This is a genomic window from Salinivibrio sp. ES.052 (assembly GCF_900141775.1).
GTDB lineage: Bacteria > Pseudomonadota > Gammaproteobacteria > Enterobacterales > Vibrionaceae > Salinivibrio.
In genome coordinates this window covers 187,740-208,017 of sequence record NZ_FSRI01000002.1, presented here as the reverse complement: position 1 = coordinate 208,017, position 20,278 = coordinate 187,740, and the positions used below count along the sequence as shown (strand labels likewise).

General features: G+C 53.4%; 21 protein-coding genes. 14 read left to right on the top strand and 7 right to left on the bottom strand.

The genetic code is table 11. The features are described from left to right. Positions 1-21: 21 nt before the first annotated feature. On the bottom strand, positions 22-2,457 hold the full coding sequence (gene plsB / locus BUQ98_RS10515) for a glycerol-3-phosphate 1-O-acyltransferase PlsB (protein ID WP_074214208.1): 2,436 nt from the start codon (positions 2,455-2,457) through the stop codon (positions 22-24). Between the two features lie 213 nt (positions 2,458-2,670). Here plsB and lexA point away from each other — a divergent pair, with 213 nt between their 5' ends. The 6 genes from lexA to BUQ98_RS10485 all read left to right on the top strand — a co-directional run bounded on the left by lexA (position 2,671) and on the right by BUQ98_RS10485 (position 8,642). Continuing rightward, positions 2,671-3,297: a transcriptional repressor LexA gene (lexA, locus tag BUQ98_RS10510; RefSeq protein WP_074213805.1), complete on the top strand. Its 627-nt coding sequence runs from the start codon at positions 2,671-2,673 to the stop codon at positions 3,295-3,297. A 120-nt stretch (positions 3,298-3,417) separates the two neighbouring features. Then, the gene (locus tag BUQ98_RS10505; RefSeq protein ID WP_371515115.1) at positions 3,418-4,212 is read left to right on the top strand and encodes a class I SAM-dependent methyltransferase; all 795 of its coding nucleotides are present in this window, start codon (positions 3,418-3,420) and stop codon (positions 4,210-4,212) included. A gap of 309 nt (positions 4,213-4,521) precedes the next feature. Then, positions 4,522-5,637 (top strand): cytochrome c oxidase subunit II, encoded by a 1,116-nt coding sequence (coxB, locus tag BUQ98_RS10500; RefSeq protein WP_074213804.1) that lies wholly within the window; start codon positions 4,522-4,524, stop codon positions 5,635-5,637. Between the two features lie 9 nt (positions 5,638-5,646). Then, entirely contained in the window at positions 5,647-7,248 is a 1,602-nt protein-coding gene (gene ctaD / locus BUQ98_RS10495) for a cytochrome c oxidase subunit I (RefSeq protein ID WP_074213803.1), read from the top strand. Next, positions 7,238-7,765, top strand: coding sequence for a cytochrome c oxidase assembly protein (locus BUQ98_RS10490; protein ID WP_074213802.1), 528 nt, complete (start codon positions 7,238-7,240; stop codon positions 7,763-7,765). Before ctaD ends, BUQ98_RS10490 begins: the two co-directional genes overlap by 11 nt. A 10-nt stretch (positions 7,766-7,775) precedes the next feature. Then, positions 7,776-8,642 (top strand): cytochrome c oxidase subunit 3, encoded by an 867-nt coding sequence (locus BUQ98_RS10485; RefSeq protein WP_074213801.1) that lies wholly within the window; start codon positions 7,776-7,778, stop codon positions 8,640-8,642. Between the two features lies 1 nt (position 8,643). Here the strand turns inward: BUQ98_RS10485 and BUQ98_RS10480 are convergent, their stop codons facing one another. Continuing rightward, a complete protein-coding gene (locus tag BUQ98_RS10480) occupies positions 8,644-8,850 on the bottom strand; it encodes a DUF2909 family protein (protein WP_074213800.1) in 207 nt (68 codons plus the stop codon). 45 nt (positions 8,851-8,895) lie between these two features. Between BUQ98_RS10480 and BUQ98_RS10475 the strand changes: the two genes are divergently transcribed. The 4 genes from BUQ98_RS10475 to cyoE are packed head-to-tail and all read left to right on the top strand — an operon-like array spanning position 8,896 to position 12,023. After that, positions 8,896-9,603 (top strand): SURF1 family protein, encoded by a 708-nt coding sequence (locus tag BUQ98_RS10475; protein ID WP_175566316.1) that lies wholly within the window; start codon positions 8,896-8,898, stop codon positions 9,601-9,603. Beyond that, positions 9,600-10,121 (top strand): hypothetical protein, encoded by a 522-nt coding sequence (locus BUQ98_RS10470; RefSeq protein ID WP_074213799.1) that lies wholly within the window; start codon positions 9,600-9,602, stop codon positions 10,119-10,121. Before BUQ98_RS10475 ends, BUQ98_RS10470 begins: the two co-directional genes overlap by 4 nt. Positions 10,122-10,123: 2 nt before the next feature. Next, positions 10,124-11,146 (top strand): COX15/CtaA family protein, encoded by a 1,023-nt coding sequence (locus BUQ98_RS10465; RefSeq protein WP_074213798.1) that lies wholly within the window; start codon positions 10,124-10,126, stop codon positions 11,144-11,146. After that, positions 11,121-12,023: a heme o synthase gene (gene cyoE / locus BUQ98_RS10460; protein WP_074213797.1), complete on the top strand. Its 903-nt coding sequence runs from the start codon at positions 11,121-11,123 to the stop codon at positions 12,021-12,023. Before BUQ98_RS10465 ends, cyoE begins: the two co-directional genes overlap by 26 nt. 4 nt (positions 12,024-12,027) lie before the next feature. Here cyoE and BUQ98_RS10455 read toward each other — a convergent pair whose 3' ends face one another. Next, positions 12,028-12,276 carry a DUF3862 domain-containing protein gene (locus BUQ98_RS10455; RefSeq protein WP_074213796.1) on the bottom strand — a complete coding sequence of 83 codons (249 nt, stop codon included), beginning with the start codon at positions 12,274-12,276 and terminating at the stop codon, positions 12,028-12,030. A gap of 217 nt (positions 12,277-12,493) precedes the next feature. Here BUQ98_RS10455 and dinF point away from each other — a divergent pair, with 217 nt between their 5' ends. After that, positions 12,494-13,825: an MATE family efflux transporter DinF gene (gene dinF / locus BUQ98_RS10450; protein WP_074213795.1), complete on the top strand. Its 1,332-nt coding sequence runs from the start codon at positions 12,494-12,496 to the stop codon at positions 13,823-13,825. An 86-nt stretch (positions 13,826-13,911) separates the two neighbouring features. Here the strand turns inward: dinF and nfuA are convergent, their stop codons facing one another. Next, positions 13,912-14,571, bottom strand: coding sequence for a Fe-S biogenesis protein NfuA (gene nfuA / locus BUQ98_RS10445; protein ID WP_175566315.1), 660 nt, complete (start codon positions 14,569-14,571; stop codon positions 13,912-13,914). A 36-nt stretch (positions 14,572-14,607) separates the two neighbouring features. Then, complete coding sequence (locus tag BUQ98_RS10440; RefSeq protein WP_074214204.1) at positions 14,608-15,144, bottom strand: ComF family protein; 537 nt, start codon at positions 15,142-15,144, stop codon at positions 14,608-14,610. Between the two features lie 219 nt (positions 15,145-15,363). Between BUQ98_RS10440 and bioH the strand changes: the two genes are divergently transcribed. The 3 genes from bioH (at position 15,364) to BUQ98_RS10425 (ending at position 17,139) form a co-directional block, all read left to right on the top strand. Next, complete coding sequence (bioH, locus tag BUQ98_RS10435) at positions 15,364-16,143, top strand: pimeloyl-ACP methyl ester esterase BioH (RefSeq protein WP_074213794.1); 780 nt, start codon at positions 15,364-15,366, stop codon at positions 16,141-16,143. Between the two features lie 98 nt (positions 16,144-16,241). Continuing rightward, a complete protein-coding gene (locus BUQ98_RS10430) occupies positions 16,242-16,601 on the top strand; it encodes a hypothetical protein (RefSeq protein WP_074213793.1) in 360 nt (119 codons plus the stop codon). Between the two features lie 64 nt (positions 16,602-16,665). Further along, positions 16,666-17,139 (top strand): ATP-dependent Lon protease, encoded by a 474-nt coding sequence (locus BUQ98_RS10425; protein WP_074213792.1) that lies wholly within the window; start codon positions 16,666-16,668, stop codon positions 17,137-17,139. A gap of 62 nt (positions 17,140-17,201) precedes the next feature. Here BUQ98_RS10425 and BUQ98_RS10420 read toward each other — a convergent pair whose 3' ends face one another. Beyond that, a complete protein-coding gene (locus tag BUQ98_RS10420; RefSeq protein WP_074213791.1) occupies positions 17,202-19,499 on the bottom strand; it encodes a Tex family protein in 2,298 nt (765 codons plus the stop codon). Between the two features lie 90 nt (positions 19,500-19,589). Beyond that, positions 19,590-20,084 carry a transcription elongation factor GreB gene (gene greB / locus BUQ98_RS10415; RefSeq protein WP_074213790.1) on the bottom strand — a complete coding sequence of 165 codons (495 nt, stop codon included), beginning with the start codon at positions 20,082-20,084 and terminating at the stop codon, positions 19,590-19,592. Between the last annotated feature and the right edge of the window lie 194 nt (positions 20,085-20,278).

Below are 20,278 nucleotides of genomic sequence, written 5' to 3'. Positions count from 1 at the left end.
CACTGACCGTTCGTCACTGATCTAGTGCTTGCTCAGGGGTTGATTTAATACCGCCTCAATCGTGAGTTGCACTTCTGGTGATGTCAGCCCACAGACTAAATCATTCAATGCGTGAATACGTTCCGCATTGGCCTTAGCATCGTCATCGAGATAGCCTTGCTCTCGGAGCGTATCGACGAAGGTACTAAATACGCCTTTGTCGAAAAACTCGGGCGCATTAATCCCGTGTAAACGGCTGAGTCGCTGTGCCAACATCTGGCTATGTTTCTCCAAATCACGCTTTTTAATATGCGGCTGGTGAGTATACAAGGTCAGCGTGATGGCATAGCGCTGCAGCGTTTCGGCAATGGTACGGCCAAGCAATTGCAGCTCACCGAGCTTGGCGTTGTTCATGGTCACTTTGCCGTCGTTACAACACAAGAGTGACTGAGCATGCATCGCTTGTAAGAGGGCATCAAAATAACTGTCGAGCCCTGCGTCATTAAAGCTCATAAATAGCTCGGCTTTGAGCAGTGGGTAGAGCTGTTGTACACAAGCGCGTAAGCCCGATTGGCTGATGGATTTGTGGGTCACCAAGATTTGCGCGATCAGCGATGGCAGTGCCACCAGATGAATGACATTGTTGCGATAGTAGGTCATCAAGATCGCTTGCTGTCGATCCAGAGAAATCACTTCACCCATGGTGTCTTTTTCGACCACCAATTTGTTGAGTGATAACGCGTGATCGACCAGATCCGCCGGTGAATCTTGAGGCACGCTGCTGCTCGCCGAGTAGGGAGCCTGTGTCAGCAGGGCTTGATACACCCCTAGCTGGGCCTCGAGCGCTTCACGGCTTAAGGCGCGCTGACGTGAGGCCAGCAACGCGGTGGCGCATAAGTTGAGGGCATTGGTCGCTGCGGCATCGTTGATATGGGTCATTACCTTGGTGGCCAAATCACTGACGACCGGATTCATCCACGCCGGTTTTTGCGGCTCCATCGGGTTAATGTAATCGTGCCAGTCAGGCACTTGCTCATTGAGGTGTTGGTTGAGCGCAATGGGTTCACCAAAGTTCACGTAACCCAAGCCGTAGTTACGCAGCTTACGCACGATGCCTAATACTTGGCCGACGCTTTCTTTCTCTTTGCGCTGGCCTTGGAGCTCTTTGGCGTAAGTGTTGACCTCCATCACGTGTTCATAGCCGATGTAGACGGGCACCAAGGTGATCGGGCGTTGTTGGCCGCGAAGCATCGCTTGTAGGGTCATGGCGAGCATCCCGGTTTTCGCCGGCAGTAGGCGGCCTGTTCGAGAGCGGCCACCTTCGGCAAAATACTCGACCGAGTAGCCACGGGCAAACAGTTCCGCGAGATACTCACGGAATACGGTGGAATACAGGCGATTGCCTTTAAAGCTGCGGCGAATAAAGAAGGCACCACCACGGCGGAATAAGGGGCCGGCCGGGAAGAAGTTAAGGTTCACACCGGCGGCGATATGCGGTGGTACCAAGCCCTCTTTGTATAACACGTATGAAAGTAGCAGGTAATCCATGTGCGAGCGGTGGCAGGGTACGTAGACAATCTCGTGGCCATCTTGCGCGAGTTGACGCACCCGCTCGGCGTTGTTGACATGGATGCCTTGATACAGCTTGTTCCACAGCCAGGTAAGAATGCGGTCACTGTAACGGATCAAGCGATAAGAAAAGTTGGCGGCGATCTCCTCCATCATATCGACCGCTTCTTTACGCACCTTGTCAACCGACACATTGCGGCTTTGCGCTTCATCGTGCACTACTTTATCGATCGCCTTAGAGGCCAATAAACGCTTGAAGAGCAAGGCACGGTTGGGCAAGCGTGGGCCAGAGGCGGCGAGCTTTTGACGGGAGAAGTGGATCATCGCCACGCGCGCCAGTTTATGGGCGATGGCTTGGTCGGTGCCGTGCTTATCGGCCATGTAGCGTAGCGATACCGCTTGGCTAAGGCGTACCATGCCATCGCGGCCACGGGTGAGGATGGTCCACAACTTTTCTGGCCCATTCATCGCACGCAGAATCGCTTGGTGGCGTTGGGTCTCATTGCCCGGATCGCGCTGCCAGAGCACCGAAGCTGGGACGAGCTGGATATCTAGCTCGCTATCTTGACGGTGTAAGTGGAGTAAGTCTTTAAAATGCGCTAAAGAGCGCGCGGGCAGATCGTCACCCCCGGAGAAAACCTTACGCCCGTGACTAATAAACACATAGCGCGGCAAGGTGGTGTCGCCAATGGTGAGGGGCGTTAACGGATCGGGTAGCCCCTGACGCAAACAGGTACGCCGTAAGGTTAATAAATCGGAGTGAGACTGAAACGGCAACACATACACGATAGGGCGTGCGAGTGACAGATTAAGCTGTTCGACCGGTTCAGAGGGAATACATTGGGTTTTCACCCAGGCAGAAAGCGGCAAATTCAATAGCTTGTAATAAATCTTTTGCCAGAGTGCCATGATTGTCAGTGCCTCAATTTCAAAATGCGCGCCAAGGATAGCAGAAAAGTGCCGCGAACTTGCAATCAAAGGCAGAGAATTGGTCGTACCCTGCGCGCTTGTTAGGATGTGTTCGAGAATGAGAGCCACTTCTCGTGCTAATAATTAGTCCTTTTCAAGCTGTATATTACTGGATATACTCACAGTTAACTGTATAAAAAGACAGGTAAGAGCATGAAGCCGTTAACCGCGAGACAGCAACAAATCTTCGAGCTGATTAAAGCCCACATAGAAGGCACCGGGATGCCCCCGACCCGTGCAGAAATTGCCCGCCAGTTGGGATTTCGCTCGGCCAATGCTGCTGAAGAGCATTTGAAAGCCTTAGCACGTAAAGGTGTGCTGGAAATTATTCCAGGTGCATCGCGTGGTATTCGTTTGATCTGTGAAGAAGAAGTGGTGACCCCCGAGGATCAGGGTTTGCCATTGATCGGTCGTGTTGCAGCCGGAGAGCCCATTTTGGCGCAAGAGCACGTCGAAAGTCACTACCATGTTGACCCGACTTTGTTTAAGCCCAATGCGGACTTTTTGCTGCGAGTCAGCGGCATGAGCATGAAAGATATTGGCATTCTCGACGGCGATTTACTGGCCGTGCACAAGACGCAAGATGTCCATAATGGCCAAGTGGTGGTTGCCCGTGTCGATGATGATGTGACGGTTAAACGCCTTGAGAAGAAAGGCGCTCAGGTCGTGCTCCATGCTGAAAATGACGAATTTATGCCGATCTCGGTGGATTTAACCGCACAATCGCTGACTATTGAAGGCGTTGCTGTGGGGGTGATCCGCAATACCGACTGGATGTGATCTTTATCGTGGCGGGCGACAGCGTCCGCCATTGGAACGCGGTTAAAAAAACACCTTTGCATTCTTGCCTAGTTAAACGATAATTATTATCATCAATGATTATCGTGTGTGGAGGTGTCCGTGCGTACTCAACAGCATTCTGTTCCCAGTAAGCTATTTAAGCCAATGTGGCTGCGCAGTCGTGAGAGCCTGACTGACGACGGCGTGATCTATGATCCCATGGCCGCTGCCGCGTGCCAGGGTTGTGTCTTGCAGCCCGAGTGTGACTGGCACAATTTAGATCAAACCCAGCTGCTTTATGCCACGCTCACCAGCCAGTGCGATGGCATTGTAAAACAGTTTCTTGCTCAGCATCCTACCGCATGGATTATTAACGTTGGTGGTGGATTGGATACCCGTTTTTACCGTCTCGACAATGGCCGTTGTCGCTGGTTGGAAGTCGACGTCGACGAAACCCTGCTCTGGCGAGAGCGCTTATTTCATACCAGTGAGCGTTTTCGGATGGTGCAAGGCTCGGTGAAGCAGCTTGATTGGCTGGCGCAGTTGGCGGTGCCGGCAGGTCATCCAACCATGCTGATTTGCGATCAAGCCTTGTTAGAGTGCACCAACCAAGAAATTTCTGCCTTTTGCCACCACATTAGCCGTTATTTCCCTCAACTGGAGGCTTGCTTGGTCTTAGCGGGAGATAAATGTCATACCCGTATGGGTCAAAAACTCGGCTGTGAGCACTATCAACATGGATTTGCAGATCCGCGAGCGGCCATCATTAATGCTCTCCCTTGGGCGTGCCGGGTGGAAGAAAAATCGCCGCTGGATAAACCTTGTCCCCGTTGGCGTTTTTGGCAGCGTGCGCTGGCGGCGATGCCACGCTATCGTCTTCGCTTTACCCCTGTGGTGCTACATCTCGAAATCTGATGCGGTGCCAGCCGTCACTCCACCTTACTGTGTTACGCATCAGTATGTGCTTGGCATCACAATCTTTTTCCCTCTGTTTTTTTGTCCTTTGGACAAACCTCTCCTAAATTGAATGTAAATAAAACGTTAATGGTTGTGACCAGCTGTATCGAGGTTTTTCCTTAACGACGGCTTGCTGATATCGCCACTCTGACCGCTATAACAGCGTGCGACGTTGATATGTGGCCATAAGCAGCAACGCTTTGCATTGATGCCGTGAGGCAGGAGGGAGCCGTGCTGAGGCACCAACGACGAATCCTAGTATTGGGAATGGCCTTGTTCAGTGGCCCAGCGCTGGCCGCAGAGCGCGAAGGCTGGAACCTCACCCAAGGGGTGACGGCGATCAGTCAGCAGGTATATGACCTGCACATGACCATTTTCTATATCTGTGTTGCGATTGGGGTACTGGTGTTTGGGGTGATGTTTTGGGCCATCATCCGTCACCGTAAATCCAAAGGCGCGAAGCCTGCCTCATTTCATGAAAGTACCAAGGTCGAAATTGCGTGGACGCTCGTGCCGTTTTTAATTTTGGTGGGCATGGCGATCCCGGCCACCCAAGTCTTGCTCGATATGGAAGACACTACCGAGCCGGAACTCACGGTGCAGGTGACGGGCTCACAATGGAAGTGGCATTACCGCTATTTTGATCATGATGTTGCCTTCTTTTCACTGCTTGCCTCAAGTCCTGAACAAATCCGCAATGAGAGACAAAAGCGGGATACCTATTTGCTCGAGGTCGACCAGCCTCTGGTGTTGCCAGTTGGGCGTAAGGTGCGCTTTTTGATCACCTCGCAAGATGTGATTCATTCGTGGTGGGTGCCTGCCTTTGCGGTGAAAAAAGATGCTAACCCCGGCTTTATCAATGAGGCGTGGACCAAAATTGATAAGCCCGGCATCTATCGCGGCCAATGTGCCGAGCTGTGCGGTAAAGACCACGGCTTTATGCCGATTGTGGTAATTGCCAAGCCTCAAGAGGAATTTGATGTTTGGGTGCAAAAAACGGCGCTAGCACAGCAAAAAGCGCGCGAAGAGGAACAACGCCTGCTGGATATGGACATGCCGATGGATGAGCTGATGGCGCTAGGCAAACAGGTGTACGACAGCCGCTGTGGCATGTGTCACCAAAGCGAAGGACAGGGGATGCCAGGCGTGTTCCCGGCGTTGGCCGGCGCTGAAATTGCCGTTCAACCGGATAGGTTGGTCGACCATATCGATATCGTGGTTAACGGCAAGGCAGGCACGGCGATGCAAGCGTTTGGTCCGCAACTGTCGCTTAAAGAATTGGCGGCTGTAGTGACTTACGAGCGTAATGCGTGGGGCAATGACACCGGTGATACGGTGCAGGCGGCGCAAATTAACGCAGTGAAGTCAGGTGAAGATCTTTAGGAGCGCGTGATGACAGATACTACCCCAGATACCGTTCATGATGATCACCACCATAAACCACGCGGGATCATGCGTTGGGTGTTGACCACCAACCATAAAGATATTGGCTCCATGTATCTGATTTTCAGCTTCACCATGTTTTTATTGGGTGGGGCGATGGCGATGGTGATCCGCGCCGAGCTCTTCCAACCCGGCCTACAACTGGTTGAGCCTAATTTTTTCAACCAAATGACCACAGTGCACGGTTTGATCATGGTGTTTGGTGCGGTGATGCCCGCGTTTACCGGTTTGGCTAACTGGATGGTGCCGATGATGATAGGGGCGCCGGACATGGCGCTGCCACGGATGAATAACTGGAGCTTTTGGATCCTGCCGTTCGCGTTCTTACTGCTTATTGGTTCGTTGTTTATGGAAGGCGGCGGCCCTAATTTTGGCTGGACGTTTTACGCGCCGCTGTCGACCACTTATAGCCCAGACAGTACCGGTTTGTTTGTGTTTGCCCTGCATATCATGGGCATCAGCTCGATTATGGGCGCCATCAATGTGATTGTCACCATCACCAATATGCGCGCGCCAGGCATGACTTACATGAAAATGCCGCTGTTTGTCTGGACTTGGCTGATCACCGCCTTTTTGCTGATTGCGGTGATGCCGGTATTAGCAGGGGCCGCTACCATGGTGCTCACCGATAAGTACTTTGGCACCAGCTTTTTTGATGCTGCGGGGGGCGGCGACCCGGTGATGTTCCAGCATATTTTCTGGTTCTTTGGTCACCCCGAGGTCTACATCATGATTTTGCCCAGCTTTGGCATTATCTCGGCAATCGTACCGGCATTTTCACGCAAGCGCCTGTTCGGCTATAGCTCGATGGTGTATGCCACCGCCTCGATTGCCGGCTTGAGCTTTTTGGTGTGGGCGCACCATATGTTCACCACCGGCATGCCGGTATTTGCCGAGTTGTTCTTTATGTTCTGTACCATGCTGATCTCGGTGCCGACTGGGGTCAAGGTCTTTAACTGGGTTGCCACCATGTGGCGCGGGGCGCTGACTTTTGAAGTGCCCATGTTATTTGCGATTGCCTTTATTGTGCTGTTCACCATCGGCGGGTTTTCTGGCTTGATGCTGGCCATTACGCCGGTCGATTTTCAGTATCACGATACTTATTTTGTGGTCGCACATTTCCACTATGTACTGGTCTCGGGCGCGGTGTTCTCGATTATGGCCGCAGCTTATTACTGGCTCCCCAAGTGGACGGGTCATATGTTTAATGAAACCTTGGCCAAGTGGCACTTTTGGTGCTCGGTGATTTCGGTAAACGTGCTCTTCTTCCCCATGCACTTTCTGGGGCTCGCGGGGATGCCGCGCCGGATCCCCGATTATGCCCTGCAGTTTGCGGATGTGAACGCCATTGTCAGCATCGGTGGCTTTGCCTTTGGCCTGTCGCAACTCATCTTCTTGGTCGTGGTGGTTAAGTGCGCACGTGGTGGCGCGCCAGCCGCGGCTAAACCGTGGGATGGCGCCGAGGGTTTAGAGTGGACCGTGCCTTCACCGGCACCGTATCACACCTTCGAGATACCGCCTGATCTAGAGGAGCTGCGCCATGGCCACTAAGTCGGCCCGTTCCGTTCGCCGCTTACTGCTACTCGCGGTGGGTATGTTTGGTTTTGCGTTTGCCTTGGTGCCGTTGTACGACGTGTTTTGTGACGTCACTGGGATCAACGGCAAAACCGATAACGAGGCAGCGGCATCCAGTGCGGGCATTGATGAAAGTCGGTTGGTGACGGTTGAATTTATTGCCTATACCAACCCGGGGATGCGTTGGACGTTTGAGCCGCAGGTCAACCAGATGCAAGTGCACCCTGGTGAGACCCATACCATCAACTACCTTGCGACCAATAACGCGCGCTATGACACGGTAGGGCAAGCTGTGCCGTCCGTATCGCCGGGATTGGCGGCGCAGTATTTCAATAAAATTGAGTGTTTTTGTTTTAACCGTCAGCCACTGCCGCGTGGCGAGGATGCATCCTTGCCGCTGATCTTTTACGTGGATCCCGAGTTGCCGGATGATATTAACCACTTAACGCTGGCGTACACATTGTTTGATGTGACCGCCAGCGCCAAAGAATAAGGAGGCGCTCATGGCAACGCCTGAACGTTATTATGTCCCAGCGGCAAGTATTTGGCCGATTGTGGGTGCTGTGGCGCTGTTTTTAATCGCCGCGGGCGCGGGGGCGACCGTGGGGGGCTTATTTGGTGGCAACGGCCCTTGGCTGTTGCTGGTGGGCACCGTACTTATTCTGATTATGCTCACCGGTTGGTTTCGCGACGTGATCCGCGAATCCATGCAAGGCTTGTACTCGGCACAAATGGATCGTTCTTTTCGCCAAGGAATGAGCTGGTTTATTTTCTCTGAGGTGATGTTTTTTGGCGCTTTTTTCGGGGCCCTGTTCTATGCCCGCTTTATCGCCGTCCCTTGGCTGGGGGGTGCGAGCAATAACGCGATGACCGCGGCGGTGCTGTGGCCAGATTTTGTCGCCCAGTGGCCGTTGACCCTCACGCCTGGAGGAATTGAAACCACTGCGATGCCGGCAATGGGACTGCCCTTACTTAACACACTGATCCTACTCACCTCATCGGTCACACTCCATATTGCCCATACCGCGATTGAAAAAAATCAACGTGAGCGATTGAAAGGCTTTTTACTGGTAACGGTGCTGCTTGGGGCGGTGTTTATGTTCTTTCAAGGTGAAGAGTATGTGCACGCTTATCAAGAAATGAACCTTCGTCTCGACTCCGGGGTGTACGGCAATACCTTCTATTTATTAACCGGCTTTCATGGTCTACACGTGACCTTGGGCACCATTATGCTGTTGGTGGTGTGGCTGCGTGTGATGCGTGGGCATTTTAGCCCTGAACATCACTTTGGCTTTCAAGCCAGTGCCTGGTATTGGCACTTTGTCGATGTGGTCTGGTTATGCTTATTTGTCTTTGTGTATATCTTGTAGCTCAGTAAGGGCGCGGGTTGGGGGCAATCCAGCCCATGGATAGCGCAATCAGCAATAACACGAAGACAACCACGGAAAACAGCACACGCCGACCGAGATAACGCGACAAAGGCACAGCGCTATCGCCTTTTAGTAGCACGGGCAAGGCACGGAAGAGATTAAACAGAATAAAAATCAGTAAACAAATCAGAATGGCTTTGACCAACATAAGCGCTCCTTAGCGCAATAGGTAATCATGAAACAAGGACGGCGAATGGGGTTTCTGATATTGACTGTGGTTGTGGTCTTGCTGCTCGTCAAGTTAAGCCATTGGCAATGGACGCGTGGTGAGCAAAAAGCCCAACATCTGGCACAGTTTGACACCAACCAAGCACCACGCTCACTCTCAGGTTCGGTGCAAAAAGGGCAATACCTGGCGATGGACGGCCAGTTTCGCCCTGAGTTTGCTGTGTGGCTCGACAATCAAACCCACCAAGGCCAAGTGGGTTACCGTCTTTTCCTTCCCTTTATTCCGAGCCAGCAACCATCGCGATGGTGGCTGGTGGAATTGGGCTGGATGGCCGCCCCTGCGCTGCGCACCTTACCGGCGGTGCCCGCGTTGGCATCGCGCTATCAGCTGTCTGGCTTTATTGATACACCATCAAAGCGGGTGGTACTCAAGAAAGAAACGGCATCGCATAAGTGGCCCGCTTGGGTGCAGCGCATTGACTTACAAGCACTTAAGGCCCAAATGCCCGCGCTGGAGGCGCAGTGGTTGATACGGGCCGAAAAACTGGTGGATGTGACCACGCCGAGCCGAGATGCCTTGGCGCAAGCGGGGGTGACGCCGGTGTGGCAGCCGGTGGTGATGCCGCCAGTGAAACATTATGGCTATGCCTTGCAGTGGGCGTTAATGGCGCTCGCGGTCAGTATTGGCGCGGGCATCTGGTGGTACAAAACTAAACAGAGGGAAGCGGTGTGAAAGGACGCATGACGCTCGTGGCTTTGATTGGCATCTTTGTCCTGCCCGTGGTGGTGGCGAAATTGGTGTTGGAGCAAAGTTGGTATGAAAAAGGGGTCACCAATTACGGACAGTTTCTCACTGAGCCGGCGACCTTGAATTGGCTGCCAAAAGAAGGTCAGTGGCGGTTAATATACCGAGTGCCAGAGCAGTGTGACTCGGTGTGTGAACAAGCGCTGTTTCAGTTAACACAAATTCCAATTGCGGTCGGTAAAGAGCGCGATCGGGTCAGTAGCGTGGCACTGACAAGCTCCACCCCGAAAGTGCCGGAGGTACTGACATGGCAAACCCTGACGACGGAGCAGGCGCAGGCATGGCAGAAACAAGCGTTTGATAAAAACACCATTTATCTTAGCGATCCGATGAATAATGTGGTTCTGGCGTACCCAGTCAGTGACGATAAAACGCAGTGGGTGGCGCAAGGCAAAGGCTTATTACGCGATCTCAAACGGCTTCTCAAATTGTCTAAGGTAGGCTGATTATGGCAACGCGTCGCTACCAACTCGCCGTCTTATCGACACTGATATTGGCCGTGCTGGTGGTCGGACTCGGCGCGTTTACCCGCCTCACTGAAGCGGGGCTCGGCTGCCCAGACTGGCCCGGATGTTATGGTCATTTGGCGGTGCCCGCCAGTGAAAACGCGCAATCGGTCGCCATGTCGCGTTTCCCAGATGCGCCCATTGATATCAATAAAGCGTGGAATGAAATGCTGCACCGCTACGTGGCCGGCACCCTCGGGCTGGCGATTTTTGCGTTGGCCTGGATCAGCTGGCGACGTCCTGACTATCAGGCTTTACGACCACTGACCACCTTGCTCAGTGTGGTAGTCATCGCGCAAGCCGCCCTAGGAATGTGGACGGTGACCTTAAGTTTAATGCCGGTGGTGGTGATGGCGCACTTACTCGGTGGTTTCACCACCGTATGCTTGCTGGTTTGGCTGACGGTGGCGACAGGCGCATGCCGGTTGCCGGTGATTGCAATGTCGTCATCCGCGCGCCGAGTGGGCACTTTAGCTTTGGTGGCGGTGATTGTTCAAATCGGGCTCGGCGGTTGGACCTCCGCCAACTATGCCGCCACTGTGTGCACCCAGCTACCTATCTGCGAAAGCCCTTGGTGGCAGCTTTTCACCCCTTCCGCCTTTCATCCTGTCAGTCCGCTAAGCGACACCTATCAGTTTGGTGTGCTGAACCATGCCGAGCGGGTGACCATCCATGCCTCCCACCGTCTTGGCGCCATGGTGGTCACCGCATTAGTGCTCGCTTGGGCATGGATGCTGTGGCTGGCCGGAGCGCGGGCGCTGGCAATGACGGTGAGTGGCGTGTTGGCGATTCAAATTACCTTGGGAGTGACCAATGTGGTCGCGCTACTGCCGCTGAGTGTGGCGGTGGCGCATAACATCGGTGGATTGTCGCTATTGGCTACATTATTGCTTACCCGATTCTTATGTCTTTCACCGTCGACCCGACAAGGAGCCTGTGATGGCACAGTTTCAACGTACCGTTAGTGTTTCGACGCCTGTTGGCGCCCGTTGGCGAGATTATTATGAGCTGACTAAGCCGCGTGTGGTCGCCATGCTGCTGCTCACCGCGTTGGTGGGGATGTGTTTAGCCACGCCCGGCTGGCCGCCATGGTGGGCCGTGCTGGTGGGTTTGTTGGGGATTGGTGCGCAAGCCAGCGCGGCGGCGGTGTTTAATCACGTTATCGATTGGAAAATTGATACGAAAATGCAGCGCACCCGCCATCGTCCCGTTGCCGAGGGGCGAGTCAGTCAAGGCGCCGCGTTGGCCTTTGCGGTGATACTGATGGTGATGGGATTCATTGCCTGCTGGTGGCTGAATCCGCTCACCGCGTGGCTAACGTTTGCTAGCCTGGTTGGGTATGCGTTGGTGTATACCCAGTGGCTTAAACCCGCGACCCCGCAAAACATCGTGATTGGCGGTTTGGCCGGTGCAATGCCTCCTCTGCTAGGCTGGACCGCGGTGACAGGGGAGCTACACGCGCATGCGCTGCTGTTGGTGATGATTATTTTTACCTGGACGCCGCCTCACTTTTGGGCGTTGGCGATTCATCGTCGTCAGGATTATGCCAAAGCCGATGTGCCGATGCTGCCGGTCACCCATGGGGTCGGTTTTACCCAGACCATGGTTCTGCTTTACACCTTATTGCTGGTGGTCGTAGGCATTTTTCCTTGGCTGACCGGGATGAGTGGTTGGCTGTATCTGGTAGGCGCGACCACGTTAAATCTGGTCTTTGTCGGCTACGCCTGGCGACTGAAAACCCAGTCGCAAAAAGGCATCGCGTGGCAGACCTTTAAGTTCTCGATATGGCATATCTTCGCGACCTTTGTGGTGCTCCTTGCCGACCACGCGTTGCGCTATTGAGGGACTACTTTAGCCCTTGTGCCGACAGTACCGTGGCTTTGTCTGCGACAAACGAGACTTTGATGTGTTTGCCATCGCCGCCCCACACACAGTGAGTCAAACCCATGGTGTCGTCGCATTGGCTTGGCTCGCCAATGTGGCTCACGACCACGTCATAGCTCATGCCCACTTCGATTTGATCATAGTTTTGCTTGGTGACTTTCGAGCAGCCCGCTAGCAATACTACCAACACACAGGCAAAAAACACACGCATAACCATTCCTTATTCATTCAGTGATGAGCGCAGTTGACCCAGTGCAACTGGCGCAGTGAGGCTGCCGCTCGTCGATTAGATTGCCGTAATGGTACACTGCTGCACCGATAAGGGCTACCGCCTATCACGCCGCTTGTCGACGCAATCGTGCGCTTTGTCAAAAACGATACGTCATCATGACGTATTGAGTGTAATTCAAACTTTAGAATGAGGCAGTATGTGGCAGTCTTTAACCCAGCGTGAGCTTCACTGGCGCGTTTTATCGCTGGCTTTACCCATGGTGATCTCCAATATTACCGTCCCCTTGCTGGGACTGGTCGATGCCGCGGTGATCGGCCATTTAGAGCATGCGTGGTATTTAGGTGGCGTAGCGGTTGGCAGCACCATGATTAATGTCACCTTTTGGCTGTTGGGCTTTTTGCGTATGGCCACCACCGGGTTTACCGCGCAAGCCTATGGCGCGAGTGATAACCGTGAGTTGGCGGCCACCTTCGTGCGTGGCGCGACCTTGGCGGGTCTACTGGCTGTGTTATTAATCGCACTGCATGTGCCCATTTTAAAGGGGGTGATGCACTTGAGTGATGCCAGTGCCGAGGTCAAACACTACGCTAGCCAGTATGTCTCCATTCGGATCTTTAGCGCGCCGGCGACCTTGATGAACTTGGTGATCATGGGGTGGCTGCTGGGGGCGCAAAATGCGCGTCAGCCGATGTGGCTGCTGATCATGATCAATAGCGCTAATATTGTCCTTGATTTGCTGTTTGTAGTCGGTCTCGACATGAAAGTCGAAGGGGCCGCGGCGGCGAGTGTGGTCGCCGATTATATGGGGCTCATGCTGGGGCTCTATTTTGTCAAAGGTATCTGGCAATCCCGCCAGTTACCGACCGTACGGTCGGTGTTTGAGCGCGGGCTGACTGGGATGAGCCGCTTGCTTAAGCTCAACCGGGACATTTTTCTACGCAGCCTTAGTTTGCAGCTGGCGTTTACCTTTATGACGTTCCAAGGGGCCACGCTGGGTGACGACATTGTGGCCGCCAATGCGGTCTTAATGAGCTTTCTGATGCTGATTTCCTTTGCCATGGACGGCTTTGCCTATGCGATGGAGGCCATGGTCGGTAAAGCGATTGGTGCGCAGAGCAAGTCTGAACTGTTGGTGTCACTAATAGGCAGTACGTTTTGGTCTGTGATGATATGCGCCCTGATCACCGTTATTTTTGGCGTTGCCGGTGGATATATTATCGCGCTGATATCTGATATTGAGGCGGTACGGCAAGAAGCGTCCCGTTATTTGCCTTGGCTGGTGGCCATGCCATTAATCTCGGTATGGTGCTTTTTACTCGATGGTATTTTTATTGGTGCCACGCGGGGGAAAGACATGCGCAATGGGATGTTTGTCGCCACCGCCGGTTTTTTTGCCACATGGTGGTTGGCGCAAGGATGGGGGAACCATGCGCTTTGGTTAGCGATGCTCACCTTTATGGCGCTAAGAGGGCTAAGTCTCGCGGTGTGCTTTGTTTACCACTGGCGGCGGGATAGCTTTTTCAGGTGATGCACTGATGCCGCAAAAAAAACAGGCTGAAGAGCCTGTCTTTTGTACGTGATTAGACCCCATGAAGTAGGGGGCTGAAATGGGGATTAAAAATAAGAATGGTCACCGCGAGCATGTTCGGTGACATCGCGCACGCCGTGTAGCTCGCCGCTGAACTCAGCCAGCAACTGCTTCTCAATCCCTTCTTTTAGGGTGACATCCACCATGGAACAACCATTGCAACCGCCACCGAATTGCAGAATAGCAATGGCGTCATCGGTGATTTCAATCAGATTGACATGGCCGCCGTGGCTGGCAAGTTGCGGGTTCACTTGGCTTTGGATCACGTAATCTACACGCTCCATCAAAGGTGCATCGGAAGCGACTTTGCGCATTTTCGCATTCGGTGCTTTCAGCGTCAGCTGTGAGCCCATTTTATCAGTGACAAAATCGATCTCCGCTTCATCCAAGAACGGCATGCTCATTTCATCCACAAAGGCCGAAAAGCCGTTGAACTTGAGTTCGGTATCGCTGCTTTCTATCGCTTCGGGTGGGCAATAAGAAACACCGCACTCGGCGTTTGGCGTGCCTGGGTTAACCACAAACACGCGAATATTGGTGCCCTCGGGCTGCTGCTCAAGCAACTTCACAAAGTGGCTTTGTGCATTTTCTGAAATATTGACTTCTGACACGACAAATACCTGACTAATCCAGTGTGTTTTATACAGTGTACTCCGGTTTGCGTTGGCTATCACCCCTTGAACCATGTGGCTACTTTATGTGCAGGGATAGCACGCTTTCCATTAGGGTAAATCGGTACGTGCCAAACAGTAAATATCGATCGTTTTTGCGCCTGCGCGACGCAATAACCGGCACAGTTGTGACACGGTTTGCCCGGTCGTGACCACGTCATCAACGATAGCCACATGCGTATTTGGCAATTTTCCTCTGATCGCAAACGCATTTTTCAAGTTCGATAGCCGTGCCTGTCGGCTTAAACCTTGTTGTGGCGCAGTATGGCGGTTTCGGACTAAATAGTGATCGACAACTTGAGTATCAAGGTGGTCCGCCAGCGCCCAGGCTAAATGCAGGCTTTGATTAAAACCGCGTTGCCAGCGGCGCCGCCAATGGAGAGGAACAGGAAGCAACACGGGGGCGGGACGAGGGATGCGCTCACTCAACTGCTGCGCAAAGGGCAGTGCCAATTCAAAGGCCTGTTGGTATTTGAATGCATGGATAAGTTGCGGCAAGGGATCATAGTAAGCGCTGATGGCAAACAGGTGATCCCACGCCGGTGGGTGGCTCAGGCAGGCACCGCATCGCGCTTGGGGGTCGGTCACCGGCAAACCGCAACACTGGCACAGGCTATATTGGTAATGAGCGTCCCAGCAGGCATTGCAACATAGCGTTTGTGTGGCACCCAATGATAGGTGGCAAACTGGACATTGAAAGGGCAACAGTTTGCCTCTCCAGTGGGGAAGAAAACGTGTAAAGCGCAGTGGGTTGATTGCTGATATCATAGGCACCTTGATTGAAAAGCAACCAAGGCAGTGTAAAGCATGGCGTTATGTGATTGGCAATCTCACGGTCAAGGCCCCGATCTGGTTCTCATTCACGGCTGGGGCATGAACAGTGCTGTCTGGTCGCTGCTACTTCCTTACCTGACGGCGCATTACCGCGTTCACTGTGTTGATCTGCCAGGTTTTGGCTACAGCGCACACCAACCGGATCTAGATATTAAGAAACTGGCACAAGTGTTGCTTAAAGAATCACCAGCGCATGCAACTTGGATCGGTTGGTCACTGGGCGGATTAGTGGCCACACAAGCGGCACACTTATCGTCACAGCGTGTGAGTGGTTTAGTCACCTTGGCCAGTTCACCCAAGTTTGTCGCAGAGCCAGGATGGCGCGGAATCAAGCCAGCGGTATTGACCGACTTTGCCGATCAGCTTGAGCGTGATTTTTCGCAAACGGTGGAACGCTTTATGGCGCTGCAAGCCATGGGGTCACCCACGGCGAGAAAAGATGTGAAAGCGCTCAAACAAGCGGTTTTTTCGCGGCCGGCGCCCGACCCTCGTGCTTTGGCAGATGGATTGTCGATGCTGGCAACCACGGATCTGCGCAAGGAGTGTGAGGCGATAGCGGTGCCTTGGTTGCGGTTATACGGGCGGCTAGACGGTTTGGTGCCAGCGTCGGTGGCGGATGCCGTTTCTGCGTTGGCGCCTCACTCACAATGTGAGGTATTAGCACACAGTGCTCATGCCCCCTTTGTGACGGAGCCTGACGTGGTGGTGGACAAGCTACTTGCCTTTTTAGGCAACGTATTGCCGGTTAAATAGTGTGCGCAGATCGTTTTTTGGTAGAATTGACTAAATCCTGTCATGGTTCTGCCGATAAGTTAACTATGTCACTTGCTCTGACATTAGGAGAGACCATAATGAACGTAGGTAACGTTGGGCAGTCTCAGGCGTATCATCAACAAGCGATGAAGCCAAAAGCGCCGACACAGCCGCAACAAAATGCGGACAACGCGGCCAAAGAAGCGAAAGAAGCGAAACCCGTTGAAAAGCTTTCAGCTGCCGATGCGGCAAAAGAAAGCAAAGATGTGAAAGCAGCGAAAAACGCTGAAGGTATCAACAAGCCAGAAGAGAAATCATCGGTTGAATCCTTTACCTATGGTGCGTTGGGCATGGACCACCCGGAAAAAGTGAAAGAAAACGATGATAGCGCCTATAGCGCTGGGCAGTTTTTGTCTGCGCTTGGAACAATAGGCACAATACTCGCGGTTGTCGTCTAAACTATAAGAAGACAAGGCCGCACTGACAATTAGGCCTTCAGCTGATGTTGGGAGGTAGCATCAGATGAATATATCGCCAGCCAGCGTCAGTATCCCAACTGTCGCGCCATCGGTGAACCCGCCAACCGAGCAAGTTGCGCGGGACAATCGCATGCGCGAAAAAATTGTCCCGACCAAGCAAGCCCCCGAGCCGGAACAGGGAAAAGCGGCTACCGATCAAGGTAAGCAACTGGGTCGGTCGTCTTGGGATCCGTCACAACACCCTAACTACTCGCTCGACTATAGCCGTGAATCCTTATCCGATGCTGATTACGACGGGGCCAATATTGCCGGCCGTGTCGATGCCATGGCGCGTACTGAGCCGGGAGAGCAAGCACGTAAAGACAACGGCTACCCGCTAGGCTTGAAAATGCCGGAAGAAGTGCTTGAAAAAGTGGAAGAGCTGAAAAGGTTCGAGCAAACCCGTGCAGTGGTGGCGATGCGTTATCAGCAAGCGACCGTGGCGAACATGCCCTCAGAAGTGTTGATCGTTATTTAAGTTCGCGCCTTCAGCCGATTGACCCCAAAGCCCCGCGAATTCTCGCGGGGCTTTTTGCGTGGTTAAGAGCGCTTCGCGCGGGCGAAGGCATCTGCCATACTCCCGGCCGTGGCTGGTTTTTCCTGTCGTTTTGTCGGGCCTTTCTCTCGATGCTTAGGGGCGGCTGCCGTGTTCTCACTGGCGACTGGAGTATCGTCGAGGCGCATCGATAACCCAATTCGCTTGCGCGGCGCATCCACCTCCATGACTTTCACCTTCACCACATCACCGGCCTTCACTACCTCGCGAGGATCGCTGATAAAGCGGTTTGATAGAGCGGAGATGTGCACGAGGCCATCTTGGTGGACGCCGATATCGACGAATGCACCAAAGTGCGTGACGTTAGTGACCACGCCTTCGAGTTGCATGCCTGGTTTTAAGTCACTGATTTTGTTGACGCCTTCGGCAAAGGTGGCCGTCTTAAACTCAGGGCGCGGATCGCGGCCTGGCTTGGCCAGCTCGTTCAGTACATCGGTGACCGTGATCTGTCCAAAGGTCTCGGTGGCATAATCGCTTGCGTTTAAGCTTTGTAGCATACCCGCATTGCCCACCAAGGCATCGATGGCTTTGCCGGTCTTTTGGGCGATGTGTTTAACCAAAGGGTAGGTTTCTGGGTGGACACCCGAGCGATCCAGCGGGTTAGCGCCATCCATCACCCGTAAAAAGCCAGCGCATTGCTCATAGGCTTTCGGGCCAAGGCGCGGCACCTTCAGCAAGGTTTTACGATCGCCAAATCGGCCATTTTCGTCGCGAAAGGCAACAATGTTTTGCGCCATGGTTTGGCTAAGACCCGCCACCCGGGTGAGCAGTGGCGCGGACGCGATATTTAAGTCGACCCCCACAGCGTTCACACAGTCTTCCACCACGGCATCGAGCTTTTTGGCAAGCTGACTTTGAGAGACATCGTGCTGATACTGACCGACGCCAATCGATTTAGGATCAATTTTAACCAGCTCGGCGAGGGGGTCTTGCAAGCGACGGGCAATGGAAACCGCGCCACGTAGCGAGACATCGAGATCGGGAAACTCATTGGCTGCCAGCTCTGACGCCGAATAAACCGAGGCACCGGCCTCACTGACCATCACGGTTTGAATGCTTAAGTCGGCTTGCTTGAGCATGGTGGTGACAAAGTGCTCGGTTTCACGCGAGGCGGTGCCATTGCCGACGGCAATCAAGTTCACGCCATGGCGATCAATAAAACGGCGTAGTGTTTTACTTGCCCCTTCAATATCGTGTTTAGGCGCGGTGGGGTAAATGGTGGCGGTATCAAGTAGCTTGCCGGTGCCATCCGCCACCGCCACTTTACAGCCGGTACGCAAACCTGGGTCAATGCCCATGGTGCAGCGAGGGCCAGCCGGTGCAGCCATCAATACATCTTTTAAGTTCGCCGCAAACACATCAATGGCATCATTTTCCGCACGCTCTTTCAGGTTGGCCATGAATTCGGTTTCAAGGTGCATCAAGATTTTTACCCGCCACGCAAAGGCAATCACCTGCTTGCGCCAGCGGTCTGCCGGTGCGGTATCTAAAGACAGCTGGTAATGTTGAGCAATCATGGTCTCGCATACGCTTTGCTTGCTGTCTGGTGCTTGGTCGGGGTCGGCAACCAGCGCCAGCTGCAGTACGCCTTCATTGCGACCACGTAGCATCGCCAGTGCGCGGTGAGAGGGCACTTTGGCAATCGGCTCTTGGTGGGCAAAGTAGTCTTTGAACTTTGCCCCTTTCTCTTCCTGACCCGCAATCACAGTGGCGCGTAGCACCGCATATTGCTTAAGGTATTGGCGCAGCGCCTCAAGTAAGCTCGCATCCTCGGCCAGGCGTTCCATCATGATGGCGCGCGCACCATCCAGTGCCGCTTTGGTGTCGGTGATGCCATTGTCGGCATTGATGTATTGCTCGGCAAGCGCGTCAGGATTGTGTGAGGCGTCGTGCCACAACGCGTCGGCCAAGGGCTCAAGGCCCGCTTCAATCGCAATCTGTCCTTTGGTTCGGCGCTTGGGTTTGTAAGGCAGATAGAGATCTTCTAATCGGTTTTTACTCTCCGCGGCGAGAATATCGCGGCGCAGGCTCTCGGTGAGTTTGCCTTGTTCGTCAATCGATTTGAGGATGGTGTCGCGCCGGGCATCCAATTCGCGCAGATAGACCAATCGCGTTTCTAGGGTACGCAACTGCGAGTCATCCAGGCCCTGGGTCGCTTCTTTACGATAGCGAGCGATAAAAGGGACAGTGTTGCCGTCATCAAGCAGCTCAACGGCTGTCTTAACTTGACCTGGTGCCACATTGAGTTCGTGCGCCAGGGTTTGTGTAATCGATGTGTGCATGTGTTTCCTTTTCTCTACAAGCACGGCAGGGGATACCCTGCCAAGGGATAGCATTTTTGACCGCGATGGGGGCGAAGGTTCCCTCCGTGATTACTGAGCGTCGGTGTCATTGGGCTTTGAGTAGGTAATAGTATTAACAAACCACTGCTTTTCACCTTCAGGGGTTGAGACCACCACTTCGTCATCAACGGCTTTTTTTAATAGCGCCCGCGCCATAGGGGCATCGATAGAAATGTAATCTTTGCGTTCATAAATCTCATCAGGGCCAACGATTCGAAATTGCTTGGTGTCGCCGGCCTCGTTTTCTATTTCCACCCAGGCGCCAAAAAAGACTCGCCCTTCTTGCTCTGGTGCGTAATCAACAATGGTTAAGTCATTGAGGCGTTTGCGCAGATAACGGACGCGACGATCAATTTGACGTAACAGCCGCTTGTTGTAGGTGTAGTCAGCGTTTTCTGAGCGATCACCCAAGCTGGCGGCCCAGCTGACAATTTTGGTCACTTCTGGGCGTCGTTCGTGCCACAGGTAATCGTGCTCGGCTTTGAGCGCGTTAAACCCTTCTCGGGTCACCAATTTGGTTTTCACGTTACCTCTCCTTTCGCTAGTCATTCGGCGTCGCGCGATATAACCTTGTCCAGGAAAGTACAAGAAGCGGGCAAGCTTGTCGAGGCAACACTCGGTAACAATTTACCGCGCGGTTGTGTGCTGACAAATACGCGGTCTGGCGCACAACTGTGGCAAAATTCAATATGATGATGGCAACGACTGCTTGATTGTCA